The organism is Streptomyces sediminimaris (assembly GCF_047049295.1).
Lineage (GTDB): Bacteria > Actinomycetota > Actinomycetes > Streptomycetales > Streptomycetaceae > Streptomyces > Streptomyces sediminimaris.
This window is the reverse complement of record NZ_JBJWOT010000001.1, coordinates 2,841,203-2,865,584: the sequence shown is the minus strand read 5'-3', so window position 1 is coordinate 2,865,584 and position 24,382 is coordinate 2,841,203. Positions and strand designations below refer to the sequence as shown.

Genomic DNA, 24,382 nt, shown 5'->3' with positions numbered 1-24,382 from the left:
GAACCTGTGAGGCAGACGACGACACCGACCCGGCAGCGGCCGGCCGACCGCGTCATCGCGGTGATCAACCGCGATCCGCGGACCGCGCCGCACGGCACCCGCAACGACGCGGTCCTCGCCGCGGTCCTCGCCGCGCTGGCCGTGTGCGTGGCGCTCCTCACCGACCAGGGCCGCCGCCCCGACGCGCTCGGCTGGACGCTGCTGCTCGCCGCCCACGTGCCCATCGTGTGGCGGCGGCGCCGCCCGCTGCTCGTGCTCGCCCTGACCGGGGCCCTGGTCCTGCCGTACCACGCCCTGGACAACAACCACGGGGCGGCGACCACGGTCGGCCTCGTCGCCCTGTACACGGTCGCGGTCACCGGCCGCCCGCTGCGCACCATCCTGACCGGCGTCACCGTCCTCGCCGTCGCCTTCAGCGTGATGCTCACCGTGAACCCGCACCAGGCCGTGGAACTGCTGCGGATCTCCGGCTGGGTGATCGCCGTGCTCTTCAGCGGCGTCGACGTCCGCTACTACCGGCAGTACGTCGCCTCGATCGTGGAACGCGCCGAACGGGCCGAGCGCACCCGCGAGGAGGAGGCCCGGCGCCGGGTCGCCGAGGAGCGGCTGCGCATCGCCCGCGACCTGCACGACCTGCTCGCCCACACCATCACCCTCATCGGCGTGCAGACGTCCGTCGCCGCGCACGTGCTGGCCGCCGACCCCGAGCGCCTGGACCGCGGGACGATCGCCAAGGCGCTGGACGAGATCGCGGACACCTGCCGCACCGCGCGCGGCGAACTGCGCACCACCCTGGAGGTGCTGCGCGCCGCCGAGCACGGCGAGGGCCGCGGCCCGCTGCCGGGGCTGGACGGCGTGCCCGACCTGGTGGAGACCGCCCGGCTCGCGGGCGCACGCGTCGAGCAGACGGTACGGGTGGGGCAGGCCCCGCCCGCCGTCGGCGCCGCCGCCTACCGGATCGTGCAGGAGGCGCTGACCAACGCGGTGCGGCACGCGGGGCCCGAGCCCGCCGTACGGGTCGAGCTGTACGAGCGGGACGGCGCCCTGCGGCTGTCCGTCGCCGACGACGGCACCGGGCCCACCCCGGGCGGCACGCCCGGCTTCGGGCTGGTCGGGATGCGGGAGAGGGCGCGCAGCGTGGGTGGCACACTCGACGCCGGGCCGCGGCCGGAGGGCGGCTTCCTGGTGAGCGCCGTACTGCCGCTGACGACCGCTGTGGAGGGGACCCGATGACGATCCGTGTGCTGCTCGCCGACGACCAGACCCTGGTGCGGGCCGCCTTCGCCATGCTGGTCGAGTCCGCGCGGGACATGGAGGTGGTCGGGCAGGCGGGCAGCGGCCGGGAGGCCGTGGCGATGGCCCGCAGCGAGCGCGCCGACCTGGTGGTGATGGACCTGCGCATGCCGGACCTGGACGGCATCGAGGCGACCCGTCTGATCGCCGCCGACGAGGACCTGGCCGGGGTGCGGGTGCTGGTCCTCACCACCTACGACACCGACGAGAACATCGTGGAGGCGCTGCGCGCGGGCGCCTCCGGGTTCCTGGTCAAGGACACCCGCCCGGCCGAACTCCTCGACGCCATCCGCACGGTGTCCGCGGGGGACGCGCTGCTCTCGCCGGGCCCCACGGCGCGGCTGATCGAGCGGTTCCTGCGCAGTCCCTCGGCGCCCGCGACGGGCGGGCCGGAGTGCCTCTCCGGCCGGGAGCGCGAGGTGCTGACCCTGCTGGCGCGCGGGCTCAACAACACCGAGATCGGCGAGGCGTTGGGGCTCAGCCCGCTGACGGCGAAGACCCATGTCAGCCGGATCATGGGCAAGCTCGGCGCGCGGGACCGGGCGCAGCTGGTGATCGTCGCCTACGAGTCGGGACTGGTGACCCCGGGAACGAGGTGAGGGTGATCCTCCCGAGCCGCACCCTCCTCGCCGCCACCGTGCTCCTCACACCGCTCACCGCCCTCACCCCGGCCTCCTCCGCCGCCACGGGCTGCGCCTCGTCCGTGCCGTACACGTCGGGCCGGGACGGCTACGGCACCTTCCGTGTCCCGGCGGCCGTCACCACCGTCCGGGGCACCGTCCTCGCCTTCGCCGAGGGCCGCCGGGACGGCGCCGGCGACACCGGCCGCATCGACGTCGTCCTGCGGCGCTCCGGCGACGGCGGCTGCACCTGGGGACCGCTGCGGGTGGTCGCCGCCGGGAACGGCGACACCCGCGGCAACCCCGCACCCGTCGTCGACCCGCGCACCGGCGACGTCGTCCTCGTCACCTGCTACAACGGCGGCGGGGTCACCGAGGCGCAGATCATGCGGGGCGAGGTCACGCCCGAGCGGGGCAGACGGGTGTTCGTGCAGCGCAGCCGGGACGACGGGCGGCACTTCACGCCGCCGCGGGAGATCACCGCCCAGGTGAAGCCGGCGGGCTGGCGCTGGTACGCGACGGGGCCGGGCCACGCCCTCGCGCTGACCCGCGGCCCGCACGCGGGCCGGCTGGTCGTCCCGGCCGACCACTCCGCGGCGCCGCCCGCCGGCTCCCCCGACACCGGCCAGGAGGCCGCGTACTACGGCGCCCACGCCTTCCACAGCGACGACGGCGGCCGCACTTGGCGGCTGGGCTACGCCGACGCCCGCTACGACGGCGTGCACAACGCCAACGAGTCCACCGCCGCGCAACTCCCCGACGGCAGGCTGTACTTCAGCTCCCGGGACCAGAACGGCACGAGCGCGGGCAACCGCCTCGACACGTACTCCGGCGACGGCGGGCAGAGCCTGCAGCGCCCCTACGCCGTGCAGCACACCCTCGACGACGTCCCGGTGGTCGAGGGCAGCGTGCTCCAGGTCCGCGGCCCGGCCGCCCCGTTGCTGTTCTCCGGCCCCTCCGTGCCGACCGCGCGCCGGGCGATGGCGATCTGGCGCAGCACCGACGGCGGAGCGACCTTCACCCGGGCACTGACGCTCTCGCGGCGGCCGGCCGCCTACTCCGACCTGGTGCAGGTCAGCCGCCACACGGTCGGGATCCTCTACGAGACGGGGACCACCGGGGCGTACGACACGATCGAGTTCCGCCGGCTGCCGGCCGGCGCCCTCGCCTCCCGGGCCATCCCCCGGGGCGTGCCCTAGATGTATTGACCCGTGAGGTTGGGAACGCGGCTGGCGGGTGGCTGACCCTTGAGCGCGGTGTGTCCGCGGTGGTGATTGTAGGTGTGCAGCCAGTCGGGGAAGGCGTCGCGTCGTTCCTGCTCGCTGCGGTAGGGGCGGGCGTAGGCCCATTCGTCGAGCAGGGTGCGGTTGAAGCGTTCGACCTTGCCGTTGGTCTGTGGCCGGTAGGCGCGGGTGCGCTTGTGCGTGATGCCGGCCGCGGCCAGGGCATCGCGCCACAGACGGGCCTTGTAGCAGGAGCCGTTGTCGGTCAGCACGCGCTCGACGCTGATCCCACAGGAGGCGAAGAACGCCTGCGCCCGCCGCCAGAAGGCGACGGCGGTCTCCTGCTTCTCGTCGGTGAGGATTTCGCTGTAGGCCAGGCGGGAGTGGTCGTCGACGGCGGTATGGATGTAGCTGTAGCCGGCGCCGGAACGCTTCTTGCGGCCCGCCTGGCGGCCCAGGACCTTGTGGCCACCGCCGTCGGGGATGTTGCCGAGCTTCTTGATGTCCACATGCACCAGCTCGCCGGGCCTGGCGCGTTCGTAGCGGCGTATGACGCGGCCGGTGGCCCGGTCCAGGTGGGTCAGGCGGGCCAGGCCGTAGCGGGTCAGCACCCGGTGCACGGTGGAAGGCACCAGCCGCAGCAGGCCCGCGATGCGGGCGGGTCCCCAGCGGCGCAGCACGCGGACCTTGATGATCCGCCGCTCGGTACGTGTCGGGGTCCGCCGTGGGCTGGCGTGCGGGCGGCTGGAACGGTCGGCCATGCCCGCCTCGCCGTGCTGGCGGTAGCGGTCGGCCCACCGCTTGGCGGTGTTCACGGAGACCTGGAAGCGTTCCGCGGCCCGCCGCAGGGGCCAGTCGTCGTCCACGACACAGCGGGCCAGACGCAGGCGTCCGGTCTCGGTCAGCGGTGCGTTACGGTGCGGCATGAGGGCCTTTCTGGTCGCCGGTGCAGATGTCGCAATCCACACCGAGCCAGAAGGCCCTCACCCATTTCAAGATCACACGTCAGTGATCGCTGTCACCAACCTCCGTGGACAGAACACCTAGAGCAGCCCGGCCGCCGCGAGGAACGTCCCCACCCGCTCCACCTCCTGCGGCGACAGCGGCACCTGGGGCTCCGCCGTCGCCGGGCAGTCGATGACGCCGCGCAGGTGCAGGGCCGCCTTGAAGGCGCCCAGGGCCGAGGAGCCGCTGCCCATCCGGGCCGGGTCGCCCGCGCGCACCAGGCCGAACAGGGCGCACAGGCGCTCCTGTTCGGCCCGCGCGCCCCGCCGGTCGCCGGCGCGGCAGAGCCGGTCGAGGCGGACGTAGCCGTGCGGGTCGACGTTGGCGAGGCCGGGGACCGCGCCGTCGGCGCCGAGTGCGAGTGCCGCGTCGACGAGCAGTTCCGATCCGGTCAGGACGCTGAAGCCGCGGACGTCGTGGCGGTCCCGGGCGCCGGTGACGACCTCGCGGAAGGCGGCCAGGTCGCCGCTGGAGTCCTTCAGGCCCGCGAGCACGCCGTCGGCGGCCAGGTCGAGGACGACACCGGCCGGCAGCTTGGTGTGCACGGCGACCGGGATGTCGTAGGCGATCACCGGCACCGGTGCCGCGGCCGCGATCAGGCGGAAGTGGCGGTCGATCTCGGCGGGATGGGTGCGGGCGTAGAAGGGCGCCGCCGCCACCACCGCGTCCGCGCCCGCCGCAGTCACCGACGCCACGTGGTCCAGCACCCGCGGTGTCGTCATGTCGATCGCACCGGCCAGCACCGGCACCTGGCCGGCCACATGGCCGGTCACCGTCTCCACCACCAGCCGTCGCTGCGTGTCGCGCAGGTACGCCGCCTCCGAGGAGGACCCCAGCACGAACAGCGCGTCCACCCCGCCTGCCAGCAGGTGGTCGACCAGCCTGAGCAGGGAGGGGACGTCCACCTCGCGGTCCGGCGTCAGGGGCGTGCAGACGGGCGGGACGACCCCGGTGAGCGGGGCGGGAAAGGTCATGGGGCCTCCGTGGGCTGGTTCCGGCGTACGAGGTCGCGGGTCGGGACATCCCGCGGTACAGCATGGTGGCAGCGCAAGCGGTGGTCCGGGCCCGCCGACGACGCCGGCCGGCCGTCCGGCGTCCGCGCGGCGCACGGCGGCGGAGCGGAGGAACGCCGGAGCCCCGTACGCTGACGCGATGACTCGGACCTGGCATCCCGCCGACCCCGGTGTGCTGCGGCTGCCCTCCGGGCGCCTGGTCCGGGGCCGCGGCCTGCGCCGTCCCCTCGCGGCGGGCGCGCCCACGCCCGCGTACGCCCTCCACCTCCTGGGCCGCCGGCCCCCGCCCGTCCCCTGGGAGTCCCGCTGGATCCGCTGGCCGGACTTCCGCCTCCCCACCGACCGCGCGGACGCCCGCGCGGCGCTGCAGGAGGCCTGGCGGCGGGCCGCCGACGAGCGCGTGGAGATCGCCTGCGGGGGCGGCCGCGGCCGCACCGGTACGGCACTCGCCTGCCTGGCGGTCCTGGACGGCGTACCCGCCGAGGAGGCGGTGGCCTTCGTACGGCGGCACTACGACCGGCGCGCGGTGGAGACGCCGTGGCAGCGGCGGTACGTGCGGCGGTTCTGACCGGGGGAGAGCCGGCCGCCGGACGGGTACGGCGGGTGCGCTCAGCGGCAGTGGACGTCCCGCCGTGGGCGTTCGCCCGTCGCCAGGAAGCGGGAGACGGTCTCGTCGCCGCACGCGGTGCCGTTGGCGAGGTAGGCGTCGTGGCCGGTGGAGTCGTTGACGACCATGACGGCACGGCGGCCGAGGGCGGCGCGCAGTTTGAGCGCGCCGGTGAGCGGGGTGGCCGGATCACGCTCGTTCTGCACGAGCAGGATGTCGGAGGGACCGCGGTCCGTGATGCGGACCGGGGCCTCCCGCGGCCGGTAGGGCCAGGCGGCGCAGAGCATCGCGTTGCGCGGCATGCCGGCGGTCAGCGGGTACGCGGCGCGGCTGACGGCGACCGCCCGCCGGTACCAGGAGGCGTTGCGGGGCCAGGCGACGTCGTTGCAGATGGTGGCGCCGGTCACCGAGTAGACGTTGCGCAGGACGGCGTCGGGCGGGGTGGCCGGCGCGGGCGGCACGGTGCCCTTGCGCGCGGCCAGGATCAGCTTCGCCAGACCGGGCCAGTCGTCGGGGTCGTAGAAGTCGTTCAGCATGGTCTGGCGGAGCACGTTGCCGTTCAGCTCCGCCGGGTTGGCGCCTGGCCAGGGGATCGGCTCGCGGTCCAGGCGGGCGGCGAGCCGCAGGAAGGACGGCCGCACCCCGGCGGCGGTACGGGCGAGGCGGTAGGGGTTGCCGGGCCTGGACGCCCACGCGGCGAACCGCGGGAAGACGTCCTCGACACCGGTCTCGAACTCAGCGAGGAAGGCGCGCTCGGCCAGCACCGGATCGGGGTCGAGGTTGCTGTCCAGGACCACCCGGTCGGTCCGCCGCCGGAACATCTCGCTGTAGGCGGCGCCGACGTACGTGCCGTACGACTCGCCCCACACCGACAGCCTCCGTTCGCCGAGCGCGGCTCGGATGCGGTCCACGTCACGGGCGTTGTTCCTGGTGCTGATGGACCGCAGCAACGCGCCGCCGTGCCGGGCGCAGGCGGCCGACATGCGCCGGGCGGCGGCCATGTTGCCCGTGACCGAGCCGTCCGGGGCGGGCCAGGGGCGCAGCGTGGTGGGCGCGAGGTCCGCGTGCCGCCAGCCGCAGTCGACGGCGGTGGACGGCGCGTTCCCGCGCGGCGCGAACCCGACCAGGTCGTAGGCGTCCCGCACGGCTCGCGGCAGTTTCTGCCCCTTGCCCGAGGGGTCCCCGAGGCTGTCGCCGCCGGGCCCGCCGGGAATGAGCAGCAGCGCGCCCCGGCGGGCGGACGGCTTCTCGGCGGGGATGCGGGAGACGGCGATGTCGATCTGCCGGCCGTCCGGACGGCCGTAGTCCAGGGGCACCCGGAGGGTCGCGCACCGCTGGCGGGCGTCGAGTCCGCCGCCCGCGCACCTGCCCCACTTCAGCGGCGGGGCGGCGCCGGCGGCGGAGGCGTCGAGGGGTGCCACGACACCGAAGACGATGCCGGAGGCGGCGGCGATGAGGGCGGCGCTCTTCGTGATCTCCTTCATGCCTACGAGCGTCCCGGAACCGGCCGATGCCTCCCATCCGGTCAACACCCTTGTCCCGCAGGGGGTTTACCACAGGGCGGAGGGAGGGTTTCTCCTCCGCCCCGTGTTCCGCGTGACAAGCACTCGAAAATACCGTCGGTTTGCGGAATCCCGCCCGATCCGCACCGCGATATACGGCTGCGGTTTTCGAAAGGGGACATGGCCAACCCTCTTGTGCCGCACCGCACTTGTCGTGGGCAGACTCCCGCCGAGTGTAGGCGGAACGGGCCATGCTGGAGATGAAAAGCGTGAAACCGGAAAGGAGGGGGGAGCGAGGAAAGGTGGTGCAGGAATTGTCCGTCGCATTCGTTACGGCCGTCAAGGAGAGGAAATGAAACCCCCCATCGGCACTTACGTCGTGGACACCCGCAGCGGAAAGGTGGGAATCGTCATGGGCCATGAGGGGCCGTACGTGCAACTCAGACCGTACGGCGGGGGCAGGGAGTGGGACGCCGACCCCGGCACCGTGCGCGGGGCCACCACCGCCGAACGCCTCAGCGCGGCGACCGCGTACGCCAATGCGCGCAGCCGGGGCGAAGTCCCCTGACGCCGGGCGCGGGCTCGCGCACCCGGGGCCCGCGGACCGCGGCGGTACGGGACAATGGCCGCATGAGTCTGTTCCGCGACGACGGCATCGTGCTGCGCACCCAGAAGCTGGGTGAGGCGGACCGGATCATCACCCTGCTCACGCGCGGTCACGGGCGGGTACGGGCCGTGGCCAGGGGCGTGCGGCGCACCAAGTCCAAGTTCGGGGCCCGCCTCGAGCCGTTCTCCCACGTCGACGTGCAGTTCTTCGCGCGGGGCAGCGAGCTCGTCGGGCGCGGGCTGCCGCTGTGCACGCAGAGCGAGACCATCGCCCCGTACGGCGGCGGGATCGTCGCCGACTACGCCCGCTACACCGCGGGCACGGCCATGCTGGAGACCGCCGAGCGGTTCACCGACCACGAGGGCGAGCCGGCCGTGCAGCAGTACCTGCTGCTCGTCGGCGCGCTGCGGACGCTGGCCCGCGGCGAGCACGCCCCGCACCTCGTCCTGGACGCCTTCCTGCTGCGCTCCCTCGCCGTCAACGGCTACGCCCCCAGCTTCACCGACTGCGTGAAGTGCGGACTGCCCGGCCCGAACCGGTTCTTCTCGGTCGCCTCGGGCGGCTCCATCTGCGTCGACTGCCGGGTGCCCGGCAGCGTCGTACCCTCGCCGCAGACCCTGGAGCTCCTCGGGGCGCTGCTTACGGGAGACTGGGAGACCGCGGACGCGTGCGAGCCGCGGTACGTCAGGGAGGGCAGCGGACTGGTCTCCGCCTACCTGCACTGGCATCTGGAACGCGGGCTGCGTTCACTTCGTTACGTGGAGAAGTGAACCGCCCGGAGGAGCAAGCCGTCGGGAACACCGGGCCGCTCGGAACAGCGGCCGTCTAAGGAGACGAGACACACATGGCAGTACGCGGGATCCTGGGACGCCGGCGCCGCGAGTACAAGGCGCCGGAGCCGCACCCGTCGGGCGCCCGCGCGCCGAAGCTGCCGGGCGAGCTGGTCCCCGACCACGTGGCGATCGTCATGGACGGCAACGGCCGGTGGGCGAAGGAGCGCGGCCTGCCGCGCACCGAGGGGCACAAGGTCGGCGCCGAGCGCGTCGTCGACGTCCTGCAGGGCGCGATCGAGATGGGCGTGGGCAGCATCTCGCTGTACGCCTTCTCCACCGAGAACTGGAAGCGCTCGCCCGACGAGGTCCGCTTCCTGATGAACTTCAACCGCGACTTCATCCGCAAGTCCCGCGACCGGCTCGACGAGCTCGGCATCCGGGTGCGCTGGGTGGGCCGTATGCCCCGGCTGTGGAAGTCGGTCGCCCAGGAGCTCCAGGTCGCCCAGGAGCAGACGAAGGACAACGACCTGCTCACGCTGTACTTCTGCATGAACTACGGCGGCCGGGCGGAGATCGCGGACGCCGCGCGGGCCCTCGCGGAGGACGTGCGGGCGGGCCGGCTCGATGCGTCCAAGGTCTCCGAGAAGACCCTGGCGAAGTACCTGTACTACGCGGACATGCCGGACGTGGACCTGTTCCTGCGCCCGAGCGGCGAGCAGCGCACCTCCAACTTCCTGCTCTGGCAGAGCGCGTACGCCGAGATGGTCTTCCAGGACGTGCTGTGGCCCGACTTCGACCGCCGCGACCTCTGGCGGGCCTGCGTCGAGTTCGCCTCCCGCGACCGCCGCTTCGGCGGCGCCGTCCCGAACGAGGAGCTGCTGAAGATGGAGCGGGCCATGCAGGGCGACGACGGCAACGGCTGAGCCGGGACGCACCCCCTGGGCGGCGCGGGGAGCCGGCCGGCCGGCCACGACCCGCCCGCACCCGGGCGGCCGCTCAACCGGCGGAGCAGTCCCCGCAGGTACCGAAGACCTCGACCGTGTGGGCGACGTTGGCGTACCCGTGCTCCGCCGCGATCGCCTCCGCCCACTTCTCCACCGCGGGGCCCTCGACCTCCACCGCCTTGCCGCACACCCGGCAGACCAGGTGGTGGTGGTGCTCGCCGGTGGAGCAGCGGCGGTAGACCGACTCGCCCTCGGAGGTGCGCAGGACGTCCACCTCGCCCGCGTCGGCGAGGGACTGGAGGGTGCGGTAGACGGTGGTCAGACCGACCGAGTCGCCCTTGTGCCGCAGCATGTCGTGGAGCTCCTGCGCGCTGCGGAACTCCTCGGCCTCCTCCAGGGCCGCCGCCACGGCTGCCCGTTGCCGGGTCGCACGGCCCTTCACGGGCGGTCCAGCGGTCGTCACCGGTTCCTCCTCGGTCGCCTGCGGTCTGCCCGGACATTGTGCCAGTCCGGCCCGCGCGCGGTCAGACGCCGGCCTTGCCGTGCGGGCCCCGGGCAGCCGGAATCGCGCGCTCTGCCAGGGCCTCCGCGGGATGCGCGGCGGCCGCGGCGCGGGCGCGGCGCCGGCCCAGCGGGGCCGCCAGCGCCGTCAGTGCGACGAACGCGGCGATGGCCAGCAGCACGATGGTCGCGCCGGGCGGCACGTCCTGGTAGTAGGAGGTGACCGTGCCGCCGATCGTCACGCTCACCCCGATCGCCACCGCGATCGCGAACGTGGCCGCGAAGCTGCGGCTCAGCTGCTGCGCCGCCGCCACCGGCACCACCATCAGCGCGCTCACCAGCAGCAGGCCCACCACCCGCATCGCGACCGTGACGGTCACCGCCGCCGTCACCGCGGTGAGCAGGTTCAGGGCGCGCACCGGCAGCCCCGTGACCCGCGCGAACTCCTCGTCCTGGCTGACCGCGAAGAGCTGCCGGCGCAGACCGAGGGTGACCAGCACGACGAAGCCGGCCAGCAGGCAGATCGCCGTGACGTCCGAGGGCGAGACCGTGGACAGGGAGCCGAACAGGTACGAGGTCAGGTTCGCGTTGGAGCCGCCCGGCGCGAGGTTGATGAACATCACGCCGCCGGCCATGCCGCCGTAGAAGAGCATCGCCAGGGCGATGTCGCCGCGGGTGCGGCCGTACCGGCGGATCAGCTCCATGAGGACCGCGCCGAGGACGGAGACGGCGCTCGCCGTCCAGACCGGGGAGGCGGAGAGCAGGAAGCCGAGGCCGACGCCGGTCATCGCGACGTGGCCGATGCCGTCGCCCATCAGGGCCTGGCGGCGCTGCACGAGGTAGATGCCGATGGCGGGGGCGGTGACGCCGACCAGGACGGCGGCGAGCAGGGCCCGCTGCATGAAGGCGTAGTCGAGGAGGTCCATCAGTTCAGCGGTCCGCTGCGGGTCGGAAGGTGGGGCTGTACGGGGCCGTGGCCCGGCAGGGGGTGCCGCCCGGCCGTCCGCGGGGGCGGGCCGTCGTGCAGCACGCGGCCCTCGCGCAGCACGACGGCCCGGTCGATCAGGGGCTCCAGGGGCCCGAGTTCGTGCAGGACGAGCAGGACGGTCGCGCCCCGGGCCACCTGCTCCCGGAGGGTGCGCGCGAGGACCTGCTGGCCGGCCAGGTCCACGCCCGCCATCGGCTCGTCCATGATCAGCAGTTCGGGTTCGGCGGCGAGCGCGCGGGCGATGAGCACCCGCTGGTGCTGGCCGCCGGAGAGGGCGTTCACGGAGTCCTTCGCCCGGTCCGCCATGCCGACCAGCTCCAGGGCCCGCCGCACCGCCGCGCGGTCCGCCTTGCGCGGCACGCCGAAGCGGGCCCGGGACAGCCGCCCGGACGACACGATCTCGGTGACGGTGGCCGGGACGCCGCCCGCGGCGGTGGTGCGCTGCGGGACGTACCCGAGCCGCGCCCAGTCCCGGAACCGCACGTGCTCCGTGCCGAACAGCTCGACCGTGCCCGCGCTCACCGGCACCTGCCCGACGAGCGTGCGGACCGCGGTCGACTTCCCGGAGCCGTTGGCGCCGAGCAGGGCGACGACCTCCCCGCGGCGCACGGTCAGGCCGATGCCGCGCAGTACGGGGCGCGCGCCCAGGTCGACGCGCACGCCGCGCACGGACACGACGGGTTCGCCGGTCATCCCGTCCCCCGTCACCTGGCGCCCAGCGCCCGTCGCAGCGCCTCCAGGTTGGCCTCCTGGACCGAGAAGTAGTCCGTGCCGCGGGACTTCGCCGTGATGCCCTCGATCGGGTCGAGCACGTCCGTGCGCAGCCCGGCGTCGGAGGCCACGGTCCTCGCGGTCTTGTCGCTGACGAGCGTCTCGTAGAAGACGGTGGTCACGCCGTCCGCCTTCGCCATCGCCTCCAGCGCCCGCACCCGGGCCGCGCTCGGCTCGGACTCGGGGTCGAGGCCGTTGACGGCCTCCTCGGTCAGGCCGTAGCGCTCGGCGAGGTAGCCGAAGGCGGCGTGCGTGGTGATGAAGACCTTGGACCTCGTGTGCGCGAGCCCGTCCTCGAACCGCCTGTTCAGGCCGTCGAGCCGTTTCACCAGGGCCGCGGTGTTCTTCTCGTAGTCGGCCGCGTGGTCCGGGTCAGCCTTCGCGAAGGCCCTGCCGACCCCCTCGGCGACCTGGGCGTACTTCACCGGGTCGAGCCAGACGTGGGGGTCGAGGCCGGACGTCTCCCCGTTGCCGGAGCGGTCGTGGGAGGCCGCGTGGCCGCCGACCTCGTTGCCGTGCTTCTCCAGCGGGGTGAGGGAGGCGGCGTCGATCTTCGTCCTGACCCCGGACTGGGCCACCGCGTCGTCGACGGAGGGCTGGAGGTTGCTCAGGTAGAGCACCGCGTCCGCCTGCTGGAGCCGAGCGGTCTGCTTGGCGCTGATCTCCAGGTCGTGCGGCTCCTGCCCGGGCTGGGTCAGCGAGGTGACGCGGACGTGGGAGCCGCCGATCCGCTGCGCGAGGAAGGTCATCGGATAGAACGACGCGACGACGTCGAACGTGTCCGTGCCGCCCGCGGCGGCGCTCTCGGTGGAGCAGGCGGAGAGGGTGGTCAGGCCGAGGGCCGTGACGGCGGCGGTCGCCAGGGCGGGTATGAGGCGTCGTCGTACGTTCATGACATTCATTTTCAACTGACATGGAAATCATTGTCAACAAGCGCTGGTCGGGAGGCGGGACGCGGGGGCGGTCGCGAGGTTCTGAAGCCGTACCGATTTGATTGAGGGGGAGCCCCCGCCGGTACCCTGAGGCATTCGCTGTGAAGCGCCTCGCTTCGCCCGCCCGTCTCCCGACCGCCACCCCTCATCGAGGCGCTCCGCGCCGCACCCGTCAGTATTCGTCGTCGTAATGAAGAGAGCACCGTGGCCGCCGACAAGATCGACACCATCGTCAGCCTGAGCAAGCGCCGTGGCTTCGTATTCCCGTGCAGTGAGATCTACGGCGGCCAGCGCGCCGCCTGGGACTACGGGCCGCTGGGTGTCGAGCTCAAGGAGAACCTGAAGCGCCAGTGGTGGCGCTACATGGTGACCTCGCGCGAGGACGTGGTCGGTCTCGACTCGTCCGTGATCCTGGCGCCCGAGGTCTGGGTCGCCTCCGGCCACGTCGCCACCTTCACGGACCCGCTCACCGAGTGCACCTCCTGCCACAAGCGGTTCCGCGCGGACCACCTCGAGGAGGCCTACGAGGCCAAGCACGGCCGCGTGCCGGAGAACGGCCTGGCGGACGTGAACTGCCCGAACTGCGGCAACAAGGGCCAGTTCACCGAGCCCAAGCAGTTCTCGGGCCTGCTCTCGACGCACCTCGGCCCGACGCAGGACTCCGGCTCCATCGCCTACCTGCGCCCCGAGACCGCGCAGGGCATCTTCACCAACTTCGGCCAGGTGCAGACCACCTCGCGCCGCAAGCCGCCGTTCGGCATCGCGCAGATGGGCAAGTCGTTCCGCAACGAGATCACGCCCGGCAACTTCATCTTCCGCACCCGCGAGTTCGAGCAGATGGAGATGGAGTTCTTCGTCAAGCCGGGCGAGGACGAGAAGTGGCACGAGTACTGGATGGAGCAGCGCTGGAACTGGTACACCGGCCTGGGCCTGCGCGAGGAGAACATGCGGTGGTACGAGCACCCCAAGGAGAAGCTCTCCCACTACTCCAAGCGCACCGCCGACATCGAGTACCGCTTCAACTTCGGCGGCAGCGAGTGGGGTGAGCTGGAGGGCGTCGCCAACCGCACCGACTACGACCTGAACGCCCACTCCAAGGCCTCCGGCCAGGACCTGTCGTACTTCGACCAGGAGGCCGGCGAGCGCTGGACGCCGTACGTCATCGAGCCGGCGGCCGGTGTCGGCCGGGCGATGCTCGCCTTCCTGCTCGACGCCTACGTCGAGGACGAGGCGCCGAACGCCAAGGGCAAGATGGAGAAGCGGACGGTGCTGCGGCTGAACCACCGCCTCGCTCCCGTGAAGGTCGCCGTCCTCCCGCTGTCGCGCAACCCCGAGCTGTCCCCGAAGGCCAAGGGGCTGGCGCAGGCGCTGCGCCAGCACTGGAACATCGAGTTCGACGACGCCGGCGCCATCGGCCGCCGCTACCGCCGCCAGGACGAGATCGGCACGCCGTACTGCGTGACCGTCGACTTCGACACGCTCGAGGACAACGCGGTGACGGTGCGCGAGCGCGACTCCATGAAGCAGGAGCGGGTGTCGCTGGACCAGATCGAGGGATACCTGGCCGGCCGTCTGATCGGCGCCTAGGGAGTCCGTGGCCCCCGATACAGGCCCCGCATTGGTCCTGTATCGGGGGCCGCTGCATGGTCAGGCTGGCTCCATGAGCCTCGCCTTCCTCCTCACCACCCTGGTCGTCGTCGCCACCCCGGGCACCGGCGTCGTCTACACCCTCGCCGCCGGCCTGTCGCGAGGGCGGCGGGCCGGCCTGGTCGCGGCCCTCGCCTGCACGCTCGGGATCGTGCCGCACGTCCTGGCCACCGTCACGGGGCTGGCCGCGCTGCTGAACGCGAGTGCCGCCGCCTTCCAGACCCTCAAGTACGCGGGGGTGGCCTATCTCCTCCACATGGCCGTGGCGACCCTGCGGGACAAGCGGACGATCGACGTCGACCAGGAGGCCGCGCCGCTGTCCGCCGGGCGCGTGATCGTGCGGGGCGTGCTGATCAATCTGCTCAACCCGAAGCTGACGATCTTCTTCTTCGCGTTCCTGCCGCAGTTCGTCGACCCGGCCCGGCCCCGCGCCCTGCCGAGGATGCTGGCACTGAGCGGAGTCTTCATGCTCGCGACCTTCGTGGTGTTCGCCGGGTACGGGATCCTCGCCGCGTCCGTCCGCAGCCACGTCGTCGCACGGCCGAGGGTGATGACGTGGCTGCGGCGCGGCTTCGCGGGGTCGTTCGCGGCGCTGGGCGCGAAGCTGGCGGTGGCGACGCGTTAGCGGTTCGACGGCACATCGCTCGTGGTCCGGACCGCACGTCGACAGGCAGGTCTGGACCATGCCGGGGGCGTTGGAATGACAGATATTGAAATCTGTCATCTGTCATGGCAGGGTGGACGGCATGACGATCCAGACACGCAAGCTCGGAACCACCGGCCCCCAGGTCTCCGCCCTCGCCCTCGGCTGCATGGGCATGTCCGCGCTGTACGGCGACGCGGACCGGGCCGAGTCGATCGCGACCGTCCACGCCGCCCTGGACCAGGGCGTGACCCTGCTCGACACCGGCGACTTCTACGCCATGGGCCACAACGAGATGCTGATCGGCGAGGCGCTGCGCACGGCCCCCGCCCAGCTGCGTGAACACGCCCTGACCAGCGTGAAGTTCGGCGCCCTGCGCGACCCGGACGGCGGATGGAGCGGCTACGACGGGCGGCCGGCGGCCGTGCGGAACTTCGCCGCGTACTCCCTCCAGCGCCTCGGCGTCGACCACATCGACGTCTACCGGATCGCGCGGGTCGACCCGGACGTGCCGATCGAGGAGACGGTCGGCGCGATCGCCGAGCTGGTCGAGAAGGGGCACGTGCGGCACATCGGGCTGAGCGAGGCGAGCGCGCCGAACATCCGGCGGGCCGCCGCCACCGCGCCCATCTCCGACCTGCAGATCGAGTACGCGATCATCACCCGCGACATCGAGCGGGAGATCCTGCCGACCGTGCGGGAGCTGGGCATCGGCATCACGGCGTACGGCGTGCTCTCCCGCGGTCTGATCTCCGGCCACTTCAGCCGCGACCGGCAGCTCGCGGCGACCGACTTCCGGGCCGCGGCGCCCCGCTTCCAGGGCGAGAACCTCCAGCGCAACCTCGACCTCGTCGAGGCGCTGCGGAAGATCGCCGAGCAGAAGGGCGTGACGGTCGCGCAGATCGCCATCGCCTGGGTGCTGGCCCAGGGGCCGCGCCACGACACGGCCATCGTGCCGCTGGTCGGCGCGCGGACCCGGGAGCGGCTGAGCGAGTCGCTGGGCGCCCTGGACGTGACGCTGGACGAGGCCGACCTGGCGGCGATCGAGGAGGCCGTCCCGGCGGGCGCGGCGGCGGGCGACCGCTACCCGTCCGCGCAGATGGCGCACCTCGGGACCGAGCACTGAGCGCCCCGCCGGGTACGGTCTGAGCCATGGCACCGACCCAGCAGACGCTGACCGCCGAGCGCATCCTCGAAGCGACCGAGGAGGTGCTGCGCCGCCACGGGCCCGCCAAGGCGACCGTGGTCGACGTGGCCCGCGCGCTCGGCGTCAGCCACGGCAGCGTCTACCGGCACTTCCGTACCAAGGCGGCGCTGCGGGAGGCGGTGACGAAGCGGTGGCTGGACCGCACGACGGCAGTCCTGGCCGACATCACCGCGGACGCCGGACGCGACCCGGAGGCCCGGCTGCGCGCATGGTGCGCCGCCCTGTTCGCCGCCAAGCGCCGCAAGGCGGGCGCCGACCCGGAACTGTTCGCCACCTACTCCGTCCTGGTCGGCGAGTCCGGCCAGGTGGTGAGCGAGCACATCACGGAACTGACCGCCCAGCTCACCCGCATCGTGCGCGCCGGCGCCGAGGCGGGCACCTTCGCGGTGGCGGACCCGGCGGTCGCGGCCCGGGCCCTGTTCCAGGCCACGGGCCGCTTCCACGACCCCTGCTACGCGGGCGAGTGGGAACTGCCGGGCGTGGAGGCGGAGTTCGAGGCCGTGCTGGATCTGGTCGTGCGGGGGCTGCGGGCCGGCCGTCCGCGCGCCGTGCCGGCACCGGCACCGCCGCCGTGACCGCCCCGGGGGTCGGGGCGGTCCGCACGGCCGGGTTCCCGGGGCGCCGGGAACGGTGCCGCCGGTGCCCGCCGCCCCTGCGGCCACCCCCTCCGCAGGGGCGGCGTGCCGTCATCGGCCCGGGGGCGTCCCCTGGTCCCCGGACGGGTCCACCGTCGCCTGGTGCGCCTCGGCCAGATGCTCCTCCGCCTTCAGCCAGGGCAGGAACTGCGCGCTCCTGCGCCAGCCGCAGGTGTCACATCTGATCGTGCGCTGCACTCCGGTCCGCTGGACCCGGACGACGTGCTCACGTCCGTGCTGGTCCCAGCGGCTCACCTTGCTCGTCCTGATCTCCAGCATGCTGCCTCGCCTCCGACTCAGGAGTGTGCAGCAAGACCAACATCAACAGGGGTTTCTTCACCGTGCGTTGGCCGATCCGTGAGCGGCTCCGCGCGGCCCGGGCGGGTCCCCGGCGCCCGCGCTCAGCCGATCGTCCGCGGCAGCCGCAGGCTCAGCAGCCCGGTCAGCGCCACACAGGCCAGCTGCACCAGCAGCGTGATGACCAGGGCGTTCTGCATTCCGTGGCCCGGCACGAGGGAGAGGAAGAGGGTGCCAAGGGCGGCCACCCCGAGCGCCAGGGCCGACTGCTGTGTGGTCATCATCACGCCGCTGCCGACCCCGGCCCGCGCGGGCGCCACCTCGGAGAGGACGACCCGGAAGATGATGGGGAGCTGGAGCGCCTGCCCGGCCCCCGCGAGTGCCGCTCCGGGAAGCAGTTCGGTGAAGCCGAGGTCCGGCCAGGAGCGCCAGGCCGCCAGCGCCATCAGCCCGACGCCGAGCCCCTGGACCAGCGCACCGGCGGTCACGACCCGGGTGCCGTACCGGGCGACGAGCCGCGGTCCGGCGAGCGAGACGAAGAAGAAGACGACGGCCATCGGCGCGAGCGCCAGCCCCGCCGGTACCGGTCCGAGTCCCGCGCCCCGCTGCAGGGCGACGGCGATCACGAACATGAAGCCGCTGAAGCCGATGGAGAAGGGGACGATCAGCACCAGGCCGCGGCGCAGCGAGGTGAGGGCGAACAGGCTCGGCGGCACCAGGGGCGTACGGCCCCGCCGGTCCGCCCGGCGCTCGACCGCGTAGAACGCCGCCGCCACGGACGGGAACGCCGCCAGCGACAGCCACGTCCACAGCGGCCAGCCCGCCGAGCGGCCCTCGGTGAGCGGGGCCAGCAGCGCGAGCAGGGACGCGGTGAGCAGGACGGTGCCGGGGCCGTCCACCGGCTCCGGGTGCTGCGAGCGGGTCTCGGGCACCCCGCGCACGGCCAGGACCAGGCCGAGGACGACCACGGGCACGTTCACCAGGAACACCGAGCGCCAGCCGGTGCCCCAGACGTCGGCGGCCACCAGGATCCCGCCGAGGATCTGTCCCGCCACCATGGACAGCCCGGCCGTGGCGCCGTAGAGCCCCATGGCCTTGGCGCGGCGCGGTCCCGCGGTGGCCGACTGGATGGTGGCGAGCACCTGCGGCAGCATCGCGGCCGCCGCGGCGCCCTGCGCGACCCGGGCCGCGACGAGGCTCCAGGCACCGGGCGCGAGCCCGCACGCCAGCGAGGTCAGGCCGAAGGCGGCCATGCCGCCGAGGAAGAAGCGGCGCCGCCCGAACAGGTCGCCGAGCCGTCCGCCCAGGACGAGCAGGACGGCGTAGGCGAGCCCGTACCCGGCGACGACCAGTTCGAGGACGGACTCGCTCGCGTGGAGGTCCCTGCCGATGGTCGGCAGGGCCACATTGACGATGAAGAAGTCGACGAGGGGCAGCGCGGCTGCCAGCAGCACGGTGAAGAGTCCGAGGCCGCCGAGCGTGGGTGCCGGGGCCGCTGTCCGGACGGTGCGTGTAGCGATGGTTTCGGTCACGTCGTCGAGCCTGCGGCCGTCCTCAGGCTGGTACCAGAGTCTTCTTATCCTGGTAGCAGGAGTACCTGGCAACAGGATCCGCGAGGCGGCAGTCTGGAGGCATGACGACCATGGCCCAGGACCGGGCGGTACCCGCCCCCGCCACCCCCGCGACCCGCGACGCCGGTTCGGTGCGGCGCCATGAACTCGCCGCCTTCCTGCGGCACCGCCGCGAGCACATCACCCCCGAGCAGGTCGGCCTGCCCCGCGGCCGGCGGCGCCGCACGCCGGGCCTGCGCCGCGAGGAGGTCGCGCAGCTCGCCGCCGTCGGCGTCACCTGGTACACGTGGCTGGAGCAGGCGCGCGACATCCAGGTCTCCGTCCAGGTCCTGGACGCCCTGGCCCGCACGCTCTTCCTGGACCCCAGCGAGCGCGCCCACCTGTTCCAGCTGGCCGGGCAGGCCGACCCCACCCCCGCCGTGGACTGCCCGTCGATCACGCCCGGGGTGCGCGCCATCCTCGCGCAGATGGAGCCGGTCCCGGCCTGCGTGCAGAACAGCCGCTACGACATCCTGGCCTACAACCGCACGTACGGCCTGCTGCTGTGCGACATGGACGCGGTGCCGCCCGAGGACCGCAACTGCATGATCCTGTCGTACACGAACACCGAGTGGCGCTCCTCGATCGTCCACCTCGCCGACGCCCAGCGTCTGATGGCCGCCCGGTTCCGCGCCACGATGGCGGGCCATCTCGCCGAGCCCGCCTGGAAGGTGCTGCTGAAGCGGCTGCGCGCGGAGTCCCCGGACTTCCGCGAGATGTGGGACCGCCACGAGGTCGTCTCCCACCGCTCCAAGCGCAAGGAGTTCGACAACCGCTACGTGGGCCGCATCACGGTCGACCACACCGACCTCTGGCTCGGCCCGGAACTGGGCCCGCGGATGGTGACGTACGCGCCGGCGGACGAGGTGTCGCGGGAGCGTCTGGAGAAGCTGCGGCAGATCGCCGTGGAGAGGTCCGCCGCCCAGGCGGGGTGAGCGCGGGCCTTCAGGGAGGCGGGCAGGCCCACCGTGCGACCGGCTCCCGCCGCGCCCGCACCGGCCGGCCTACGCGGAGACCCCCGCGGCCTCGCGCACCTCGACGGACTCCAGCCGCTCGGCCGTCCGCTCGGCGGTCCCGCGAGCCCACCGCCCACTGGAGACGGCCCCCAGCACCAGCACCGCCGCGCCGCACACGACCAGCACCCACCACCCCGGCACGGAAGCCGGCACGAACGCCCGTTCGTACGACGAGGAGCCCACGCCGGAGGCCAGCAGCGCTCCCACGACGGCGACGCCGAGCGTCTGCCCCAGCTGCCGGCTGGTGGAGGCGACGGCCGCGGCGACCCCCGCCTGGGCGCGCGGCATCCCGGACACCGCCGTGTTGGTGATCGGGGCGTTCACGAAGCCGAACCCGATGCCGAAGACCACGTACCCCGCGAGGAGCGTCACGTCCGACGTCTCCGCGTCGAACGCCGCGAACAGCACCGCGCTCGCGGTCATCGCGATCCCCGCGATCACCAGCGGCAGCCGCGGCCCGCGACTGCCGACCAGCCGCCCGGACACCGGCGCGCACAGGAACATCGGCACCGCCATCGGCAGCATCCACAGGCCGGCGTGCAGGGCGCTCAGCCCCCGTACGTTCTGCAGGTACAGCGTCGACAGGAACAGGAAGCCGCCGAGCGCGGCGAACGCGCTGACCGCGATCACCGTCGCGCCGCTGAACGGCACGGAGCGGAAGAAGCGCAGGTCGATGAGGGGTTCCTCGCGCCTCGGCTCGTACCACAGCAGTCCGGCCAGCGCGGCCGCCGCGAGCAGGGCGAACGGCAGGACGGAGCCGAACGCGGAGTCCGGCGCCTCGATGATCGCGTACGTCAGGGAGCCGAACAGGGCGATGACCAGCAGCTGCCCGACGGGGTCGGGGCGGCGGGACCTCGGCGCGCGGGAGTCGGGCACGAAGCGCAGGGTGAGCAGCAGCGCGGCCAGCCCCACCGGCAGGTTGACCCAGAAGATCGAGCGCCAGCCGACCGACTCCACCAGCAGGCCGCCGATCACCGGGCCCGCGGCCATCGATATGCCGACGACCGCGCCCCACACGCCGATCGCGCGGGCGCGCTCGCGCGGGTCCGTGAAGGTGTTGGTGATGATCGACATCGCGACCGGGTTGAGCATCGAGCCGCCGACCGCCTGGACCATGCGGAACGCGATCAGCGCCTCCAGGCTGGGGGCGAGGGAGCAGAGCAGCGAGCCGGCGGAGAAGACGACCAGGCCCGCCATGAAGACCTTCTTGCGGCCCACCCGGTCACCGGTGGAGCCCGCGAGCATCAGCAGCGAGGCGAGGACCAGGGTGTAGGCGTCGATGGTCCACTGCAGGCCCGAGGTGGTGGCGTGCAGTTCGCGCTGCATCGACGGCAGGGCGACGTTCAGGGCGGTGGTGTCGAGGCTCACGATCAGCAGGCTCATGCAGCAGATCGCGAGCACCAGCAGACGTCGTCGGGGGCTGAGCTCTGGCATGGGGACATCGTACGACTGTTTCGATAGTGCGTCTAACTAATGACCCATACAAGATCACGGCCCCGGCTCCGGGCCGAGTGCGCCACAATGGATGCTCGCCCTGCCCGATCACCGCCGCACGCCCGTCCGGAGCCCGCTGATGCCCCACCCGCTGTCCATCGGTCCGCACACCGTCACGCCGCCTGTCGTGCTCGCGCCCATGGCCGGGATCACCAACGCGCCCTTCCGCACCCTGTGCCGGGAGTTCAGCGGTGGCAAGGGCCTGTTCGTGAGCGAGATGATCACGACCAGGGCGCTGGTCGAGCGCAACGAGAAGACCATGCAGCTCATCCACTTCGACGCGAGTGAGAAGCCCAGGTCCATCCAGCTCTACGGCGTCGACCCGGCCACCGTCGGCAAGGCCGTCCGCATGATCGCGGAGGAGGACCTGGCCGACCACATCGACCTGAACTTCGGGTGCCCGGTGCCGAAGGTGACGCGCAAGGGCGGCGGCTCGGCGCTGCCGTACAAGCGGAACCTGCTGCGCGCGATCCTGCGGGAGGCGGTGTCGGGCGCCGGCGGCCTTCCCGTCACCATGAAGATGCGCAAGGGCATCGACGACGACCACATCACCTACCTCGACGCCGGGCGGATCGCGGTCGAGGAGGGCGTGACGGCCGTCGCGCTGCACGGGCGCACCGCCGCCCAGCACTACGGCGGCACGGCGGACTGGGAGGCGATCGCCCGGCTCAAGGAGCACGTCCCGGAGATCCCGGTGCTCGGCAACGGCGACATCTGGTCGGCCGGGGACGCGCTGCGGATGGTGCGGGAGACCGGGTGCGACGGGGTGGTCGTCGGACGGGGCTGTCTCGGGCGGCCCTGGCTGTTCGCGGACCTGGTGGCGGCCTTCGAGGGGCGCACCGAGGACGTCGCGCGGCCTTCGCTGCGCGAGGTGGCCGACGTCATGGTGCGCCACGCCACGCTGCTCGGTGAGTGGATCGAAAGAGGAGCGGCGGCCCGAAGTGCCACCGTTGAGGGCGGTGGTGGGAGACGGGTGAGCGAGTCCAGGGGCGTCGTCGACTTCCGCAAGCACGTGGCCTGGTACCTGAAGGGGTTCGCGGTCGGATCCGAGATGCGCAGGCGGCTCGCGATCACCTCGTCCCTGGCCGAACTCCGAGCCGGGCTGGACGAGCTGGACCTCGACCAGCCCTGGCCGGCCGGCGCGGACGGGCCGCGCGGCCGGACCTCCGGCAACAACCGGGTCGTCCTGCCGGACGGCTGGCTGAGGGACCCCTACGACTGCGCGGGCGTCGGCGAGGACGCCGAGCTGGACACCTCGGGCGGCTGAGCCCGCCGCGGGCTCAGCCCTTCGTCGGGTGCGGGGTCGAGCCGTACGCCGTCAGGAACTTGTCCCGGAAGGCGCTCATCTTCCAGACCGGGGCGTCGTGGGCGGGGCGCAGGCCGTCCGACCAGCCCCAGCCGTCGATCTTGTCCAGGACCTTCGGGTCCTTGGCGACGATCGAGATCGGGACGTCCCGGTTGGCGTGGTCGCCGCTGACGCGGGCGATGGGCTGGTGGTCGCCGAGGAACACCAGCACGGTGTTGTCCTTGCCGTAGCGCTCCAGCCACTCGGTCAGGGCGGTCACCGAGTACTGGACCGACTTGCCGTACTCCGCCTGCGACTTGGGCGAGCTGGTGATGATGTCCGACGGCTTCCTGCCCGCGTCGTGGATGGCGTCGAAGACCTTGCCGTCGCCGAGCCGGTCCCAGGGGACCATCTTCGGGATCGGCGCCCACGGCTGGTGGCTGGAGGTCAGGATGACGAACGACATCAGCGACTTGCCGTCGGCCGGCTTCCTGCTGTGCACCCGCTGCTGGAACTGCTCCAGGGCGTACTGGTCGGGCATCGTCGACCAGCTGAACTTCGGCCCCTTGTAGCCCAGCTGGAAGGCGTTGTAGACCTTGTCCAGGCCGTACCACTTCGCCTCCGGCCAGCCCTTCTGCACCCCCGGCATGACGCCGACCGTGTCGAAGTCGCCGGTCTTCCGGAACGCCTTGGTGAGCGTGAGGTGCTCGCCGTCGCCCGCGGTGACGGTCCGGTAGCGGTTCTGGTTGTTGATCCACAGGCCGGACATGGTCGTGGAGTGGCCGAGCCAGCTGCTGCCGCCGTACGTCGCCGAGGTCAGCCAGCCGCTCCTGGCGTGGAAGCCCGCCTTGGCGAGGGCCTTGGTGCGCGCGTCGAGCGTGGCGTCGACGCCGGGCGCCTCGACCGGGTCCTCGATCGCGCTGCGGCCGTAGCTCTCGATGAAGGTGAAGATCATGTCCTTGCCGCGCAGGTCCGGCACCAGCTGGCTCGGCGGCGTCGCGCCGAAGGTGTCCGCCCGCGCGGTCTTGCCGAACGCGGCCTCGTCCCGGATCGCGTCGCGGACCCGCGCAGCCCGGTACTCGAGCATCGTGACGGTGTGATCGGCGGACAGCGGGACACCGGCGTTCTGCAGGTTCAGACTGGCGCAGACCATCCAGAGGGCGCTCAGCACGAGCAGGGCACGGGTCGAGCGGCCCCGGTTGCGCCCCACCACCGTGCCGACGCGGAGCACCGCGAGGACCATCACCGCGAGGACGAGCACGACCAGCAGGACGGCGCCGAGCGCCGCGAGCCGGGCCGTTCCCCTGCCGAGCAGGTCCCCGAGGTAGGACTGCGCGTCGGTCAGCAGCGGCCAGTCCAGGATCACGTTGAAGCCGCGGCCGAGGTACTGGTAGAAGCCGATGTCCAGCAGGTTCAGCACGGTCAGCACGCCGAGCGTCAGTCCGAACAGCACCCCCACGACCAGCCGCGGCCGGCGCGGCAGAGCGGTCAGCACGGCCGCCCCGAGCAGCGCCTCCACCGGCAGCCGCAGGAACTCGGCCGTGCGGAAGGTCTCCCACCGGTTCGGCATCACCAGCGCCGCGACGACGACCGCGAGCGCGAGGGCCGTCACCACGATGCCGATGACCCGAGCGGGCCGGGGGTGCGCGGCCCGCCACCGCCGCCAGGCACGCCGGGGGTGGGGACGGGGAAGCGCGCGGAGGCGGGCGAGGAGGGTCGGGGCGGGCGGGCTCACCCTGGAGGCGAGAACCAGTTCCTTGCCGGGTTCC

At 72.9% G+C, this 24,382-nt stretch carries 24 protein-coding genes; 13 read left to right on the top strand and 11 right to left on the bottom strand.

The window, feature by feature from the left end; genetic code table 11:
- The first annotated feature begins 6 nt into the window (after positions 1 to 6).
- The 3 genes from ACJ9NR_RS13365 to ACJ9NR_RS13355 are packed head-to-tail and all read left to right on the top strand — an operon-like array spanning position 7 to position 3,112.
- Positions 7 to 1,233 carry a sensor histidine kinase gene (locus tag ACJ9NR_RS13365; RefSeq protein ID WP_412487774.1) on the top strand — a complete coding sequence of 409 codons (1,227 nt, stop codon included), beginning with the start codon at positions 7 to 9 and terminating at the stop codon, positions 1,231 to 1,233.
- A complete protein-coding gene (locus ACJ9NR_RS13360; protein WP_412487773.1) occupies positions 1,230 to 1,892 on the top strand; it encodes a response regulator in 663 nt (220 codons plus the stop codon). The genes ACJ9NR_RS13365 and ACJ9NR_RS13360 overlap by 4 nt, the downstream gene beginning before the upstream one ends.
- Positions 1,893 to 1,894: 2 nt before the next feature.
- Positions 1,895 to 3,112, top strand: a complete 1,218-nt coding sequence (locus ACJ9NR_RS13355) for a sialidase family protein (RefSeq protein WP_412487772.1) — start codon at positions 1,895 to 1,897, stop codon at positions 3,110 to 3,112.
- On the opposite strand, the gene ACJ9NR_RS13350 is transcribed toward ACJ9NR_RS13355, so the two are convergent.
- Both ACJ9NR_RS13350 and ACJ9NR_RS13345 read right to left on the bottom strand, forming a co-directional pair.
- Complete coding sequence (locus ACJ9NR_RS13350) at positions 3,109 to 4,062, bottom strand: IS481 family transposase (protein WP_412487771.1); 954 nt, start codon at positions 4,060 to 4,062, stop codon at positions 3,109 to 3,111. The genes ACJ9NR_RS13355 and ACJ9NR_RS13350 overlap by 4 nt on opposite strands.
- A gap of 117 nt (positions 4,063 to 4,179) precedes the next feature.
- The gene (locus ACJ9NR_RS13345) at positions 4,180 to 5,115 is read right to left on the bottom strand and encodes a dihydrodipicolinate synthase family protein (protein ID WP_412487770.1); all 936 of its coding nucleotides are present in this window, start codon (positions 5,113 to 5,115) and stop codon (positions 4,180 to 4,182) included.
- 178 nt (positions 5,116 to 5,293) lie between these two features.
- On the opposite strand from ACJ9NR_RS13345, the gene ACJ9NR_RS13340 reads away from it, so the two are divergent.
- Positions 5,294 to 5,722: a protein-tyrosine phosphatase family protein gene (locus ACJ9NR_RS13340; RefSeq protein ID WP_412487769.1), complete on the top strand. Its 429-nt coding sequence runs from the start codon at positions 5,294 to 5,296 to the stop codon at positions 5,720 to 5,722.
- A 41-nt stretch (positions 5,723 to 5,763) separates the two neighbouring features.
- Here the strand turns inward: ACJ9NR_RS13340 and ACJ9NR_RS13335 are convergent, their stop codons facing one another.
- The gene (locus tag ACJ9NR_RS13335; protein ID WP_412487768.1) at positions 5,764 to 7,245 is read right to left on the bottom strand and encodes an alpha/beta hydrolase; all 1,482 of its coding nucleotides are present in this window, start codon (positions 7,243 to 7,245) and stop codon (positions 5,764 to 5,766) included.
- A 370-nt stretch (positions 7,246 to 7,615) separates the two neighbouring features.
- Between ACJ9NR_RS13335 and ACJ9NR_RS13330 the strand changes: the two genes are divergently transcribed.
- The 3 genes from ACJ9NR_RS13330 to ACJ9NR_RS13320 all read left to right on the top strand — a co-directional run bounded on the left by ACJ9NR_RS13330 (position 7,616) and on the right by ACJ9NR_RS13320 (position 9,566).
- Complete coding sequence (locus tag ACJ9NR_RS13330; RefSeq protein WP_412487767.1) at positions 7,616 to 7,831, top strand: hypothetical protein; 216 nt, start codon at positions 7,616 to 7,618, stop codon at positions 7,829 to 7,831.
- 62 nt (positions 7,832 to 7,893) lie between these two features.
- Positions 7,894 to 8,640 (top strand): DNA repair protein RecO, encoded by a 747-nt coding sequence (gene recO, locus ACJ9NR_RS13325; RefSeq protein ID WP_412487766.1) that lies wholly within the window; start codon positions 7,894 to 7,896, stop codon positions 8,638 to 8,640.
- Positions 8,641 to 8,714: 74 nt separating this feature from the next.
- Positions 8,715 to 9,566 (top strand): isoprenyl transferase, encoded by an 852-nt coding sequence (locus ACJ9NR_RS13320; RefSeq protein WP_412487765.1) that lies wholly within the window; start codon positions 8,715 to 8,717, stop codon positions 9,564 to 9,566.
- A 73-nt stretch (positions 9,567 to 9,639) separates the two neighbouring features.
- Here the strand turns inward: ACJ9NR_RS13320 and ACJ9NR_RS13315 are convergent, their stop codons facing one another.
- From ACJ9NR_RS13315 to ACJ9NR_RS13300, 4 genes are all read right to left on the bottom strand, one after another.
- Positions 9,640 to 10,050, bottom strand: a complete 411-nt coding sequence (locus tag ACJ9NR_RS13315) for a Fur family transcriptional regulator (protein ID WP_412487764.1) — start codon at positions 10,048 to 10,050, stop codon at positions 9,640 to 9,642.
- A 61-nt stretch (positions 10,051 to 10,111) separates the two neighbouring features.
- Entirely contained in the window at positions 10,112 to 11,014 is a 903-nt protein-coding gene (locus ACJ9NR_RS13310) for a metal ABC transporter permease (protein WP_412487763.1), read from the bottom strand.
- Positions 11,014 to 11,769 carry a metal ABC transporter ATP-binding protein gene (locus tag ACJ9NR_RS13305; RefSeq protein WP_412487762.1) on the bottom strand — a complete coding sequence of 252 codons (756 nt, stop codon included), beginning with the start codon at positions 11,767 to 11,769 and terminating at the stop codon, positions 11,014 to 11,016. The genes ACJ9NR_RS13310 and ACJ9NR_RS13305 overlap by 1 nt, the downstream gene beginning before the upstream one ends.
- An 11-nt stretch (positions 11,770 to 11,780) precedes the next feature.
- Positions 11,781 to 12,740, bottom strand: a complete 960-nt coding sequence (locus ACJ9NR_RS13300) for a metal ABC transporter substrate-binding protein (protein ID WP_412487761.1) — start codon at positions 12,738 to 12,740, stop codon at positions 11,781 to 11,783.
- Between the two features lie 243 nt (positions 12,741 to 12,983).
- Here ACJ9NR_RS13300 and ACJ9NR_RS13295 point away from each other — a divergent pair, with 243 nt between their 5' ends.
- The 4 genes from ACJ9NR_RS13295 to ACJ9NR_RS13280 all read left to right on the top strand — a co-directional run bounded on the left by ACJ9NR_RS13295 (position 12,984) and on the right by ACJ9NR_RS13280 (position 16,851).
- Complete coding sequence (locus tag ACJ9NR_RS13295) at positions 12,984 to 14,366, top strand: glycine--tRNA ligase (RefSeq protein WP_412487760.1); 1,383 nt, start codon at positions 12,984 to 12,986, stop codon at positions 14,364 to 14,366.
- Positions 14,367 to 14,439: 73 nt separating this feature from the next.
- Entirely contained in the window at positions 14,440 to 15,051 is a 612-nt protein-coding gene (locus ACJ9NR_RS13290; protein ID WP_412487759.1) for a LysE family translocator, read from the top strand.
- A 121-nt stretch (positions 15,052 to 15,172) separates the two neighbouring features.
- Positions 15,173 to 16,195, top strand: coding sequence for an aldo/keto reductase (locus ACJ9NR_RS13285; protein ID WP_412487758.1), 1,023 nt, complete (start codon positions 15,173 to 15,175; stop codon positions 16,193 to 16,195).
- 26 nt (positions 16,196 to 16,221) lie between these two features.
- A complete protein-coding gene (locus ACJ9NR_RS13280; protein WP_412487757.1) occupies positions 16,222 to 16,851 on the top strand; it encodes a TetR/AcrR family transcriptional regulator in 630 nt (209 codons plus the stop codon).
- A 111-nt stretch (positions 16,852 to 16,962) separates the two neighbouring features.
- Here ACJ9NR_RS13280 and ACJ9NR_RS13275 read toward each other — a convergent pair whose 3' ends face one another.
- Both ACJ9NR_RS13275 and ACJ9NR_RS13270 read right to left on the bottom strand, forming a co-directional pair.
- Positions 16,963 to 17,190 carry a hypothetical protein gene (locus tag ACJ9NR_RS13275; protein WP_412487756.1) on the bottom strand — a complete coding sequence of 76 codons (228 nt, stop codon included), beginning with the start codon at positions 17,188 to 17,190 and terminating at the stop codon, positions 16,963 to 16,965.
- Between the two features lie 122 nt (positions 17,191 to 17,312).
- The gene (locus ACJ9NR_RS13270; protein ID WP_412487755.1) at positions 17,313 to 18,740 is read right to left on the bottom strand and encodes an MFS transporter; all 1,428 of its coding nucleotides are present in this window, start codon (positions 18,738 to 18,740) and stop codon (positions 17,313 to 17,315) included.
- A gap of 101 nt (positions 18,741 to 18,841) precedes the next feature.
- Between ACJ9NR_RS13270 and ACJ9NR_RS13265 the strand changes: the two genes are divergently transcribed.
- Positions 18,842 to 19,753 (top strand): helix-turn-helix transcriptional regulator, encoded by a 912-nt coding sequence (locus ACJ9NR_RS13265; protein ID WP_412487754.1) that lies wholly within the window; start codon positions 18,842 to 18,844, stop codon positions 19,751 to 19,753.
- Positions 19,754 to 19,822: 69 nt separating this feature from the next.
- Here the strand turns inward: ACJ9NR_RS13265 and ACJ9NR_RS13260 are convergent, their stop codons facing one another.
- Complete coding sequence (locus ACJ9NR_RS13260) at positions 19,823 to 21,268, bottom strand: MFS transporter (RefSeq protein WP_412487753.1); 1,446 nt, start codon at positions 21,266 to 21,268, stop codon at positions 19,823 to 19,825.
- A 139-nt stretch (positions 21,269 to 21,407) separates the two neighbouring features.
- On the opposite strand from ACJ9NR_RS13260, the gene dusB reads away from it, so the two are divergent.
- Entirely contained in the window at positions 21,408 to 22,595 is a 1,188-nt protein-coding gene (gene dusB, locus ACJ9NR_RS13255) for a tRNA dihydrouridine synthase DusB (RefSeq protein ID WP_412487752.1), read from the top strand.
- Positions 22,596 to 22,608: 13 nt separating this feature from the next.
- On the opposite strand, the gene ACJ9NR_RS13250 is transcribed toward dusB, so the two are convergent.
- Entirely contained in the window at positions 22,609 to 24,231 is a 1,623-nt protein-coding gene (locus ACJ9NR_RS13250) for an alkaline phosphatase family protein (protein WP_412488821.1), read from the bottom strand.
- Positions 24,232 to 24,382: the final 151 nt, after the last annotated feature.

What these genes read in the sequence shown, in the direction of transcription:
- ACJ9NR_RS13350 (WP_412487771.1), bottom strand. Translation starts at nt 4,062, where the DNA reads ATGCCGCACCGTAACGCACCGCTGACCGAGACCGGACGCCTGCGTCTG.
- ACJ9NR_RS13290 (WP_412487759.1), top strand. Translation starts at nt 14,440, where the DNA reads ATGAGCCTCGCCTTCCTCCTCACCACCCTGGTCGTCGTCGCCACCCCG.
- ACJ9NR_RS13345 (WP_412487770.1), bottom strand. Translation starts at nt 5,115, where the DNA reads ATGACCTTTCCCGCCCCGCTCACCGGGGTCGTCCCGCCCGTCTGCACG.
- ACJ9NR_RS13300 (WP_412487761.1), bottom strand. Translation starts at nt 12,740, where the DNA reads ATGAACGTACGACGACGCCTCATACCCGCCCTGGCGACCGCCGCCGTC.
- ACJ9NR_RS13335 (WP_412487768.1), bottom strand. Translation starts at nt 7,245, where the DNA reads ATGAAGGAGATCACGAAGAGCGCCGCCCTCATCGCCGCCGCCTCCGGC.
- ACJ9NR_RS13265 (WP_412487754.1), top strand. Translation starts at nt 18,842, where the DNA reads ATGACGACCATGGCCCAGGACCGGGCGGTACCCGCCCCCGCCACCCCC.
- recO (WP_412487766.1), top strand. Translation starts at nt 7,894, where the DNA reads ATGAGTCTGTTCCGCGACGACGGCATCGTGCTGCGCACCCAGAAGCTG.
- ACJ9NR_RS13340 (WP_412487769.1), top strand. Translation starts at nt 5,294, where the DNA reads ATGACTCGGACCTGGCATCCCGCCGACCCCGGTGTGCTGCGGCTGCCC.
- ACJ9NR_RS13330 (WP_412487767.1), top strand. Translation starts at nt 7,616, where the DNA reads ATGAAACCCCCCATCGGCACTTACGTCGTGGACACCCGCAGCGGAAAG.
- ACJ9NR_RS13285 (WP_412487758.1), top strand. Translation starts at nt 15,173, where the DNA reads ATGACGATCCAGACACGCAAGCTCGGAACCACCGGCCCCCAGGTCTCC.
- ACJ9NR_RS13260 (WP_412487753.1), bottom strand. Translation starts at nt 21,268, where the DNA reads ATGCCAGAGCTCAGCCCCCGACGACGTCTGCTGGTGCTCGCGATCTGC.
- ACJ9NR_RS13280 (WP_412487757.1), top strand. Translation starts at nt 16,222, where the DNA reads ATGGCACCGACCCAGCAGACGCTGACCGCCGAGCGCATCCTCGAAGCG.
- ACJ9NR_RS13310 (WP_412487763.1), bottom strand. Translation starts at nt 11,014, where the DNA reads ATGGACCTCCTCGACTACGCCTTCATGCAGCGGGCCCTGCTCGCCGCC.
- ACJ9NR_RS13275 (WP_412487756.1), bottom strand. Translation starts at nt 17,190, where the DNA reads ATGCTGGAGATCAGGACGAGCAAGGTGAGCCGCTGGGACCAGCACGGA.
- ACJ9NR_RS13305 (WP_412487762.1), bottom strand. Translation starts at nt 11,769, where the DNA reads ATGACCGGCGAACCCGTCGTGTCCGTGCGCGGCGTGCGCGTCGACCTG.
- ACJ9NR_RS13360 (WP_412487773.1), top strand. Translation starts at nt 1,230, where the DNA reads ATGACGATCCGTGTGCTGCTCGCCGACGACCAGACCCTGGTGCGGGCC.
- dusB (WP_412487752.1), top strand. Translation starts at nt 21,408, where the DNA reads ATGCCCCACCCGCTGTCCATCGGTCCGCACACCGTCACGCCGCCTGTC.
- ACJ9NR_RS13320 (WP_412487765.1), top strand. Translation starts at nt 8,715, where the DNA reads ATGGCAGTACGCGGGATCCTGGGACGCCGGCGCCGCGAGTACAAGGCG.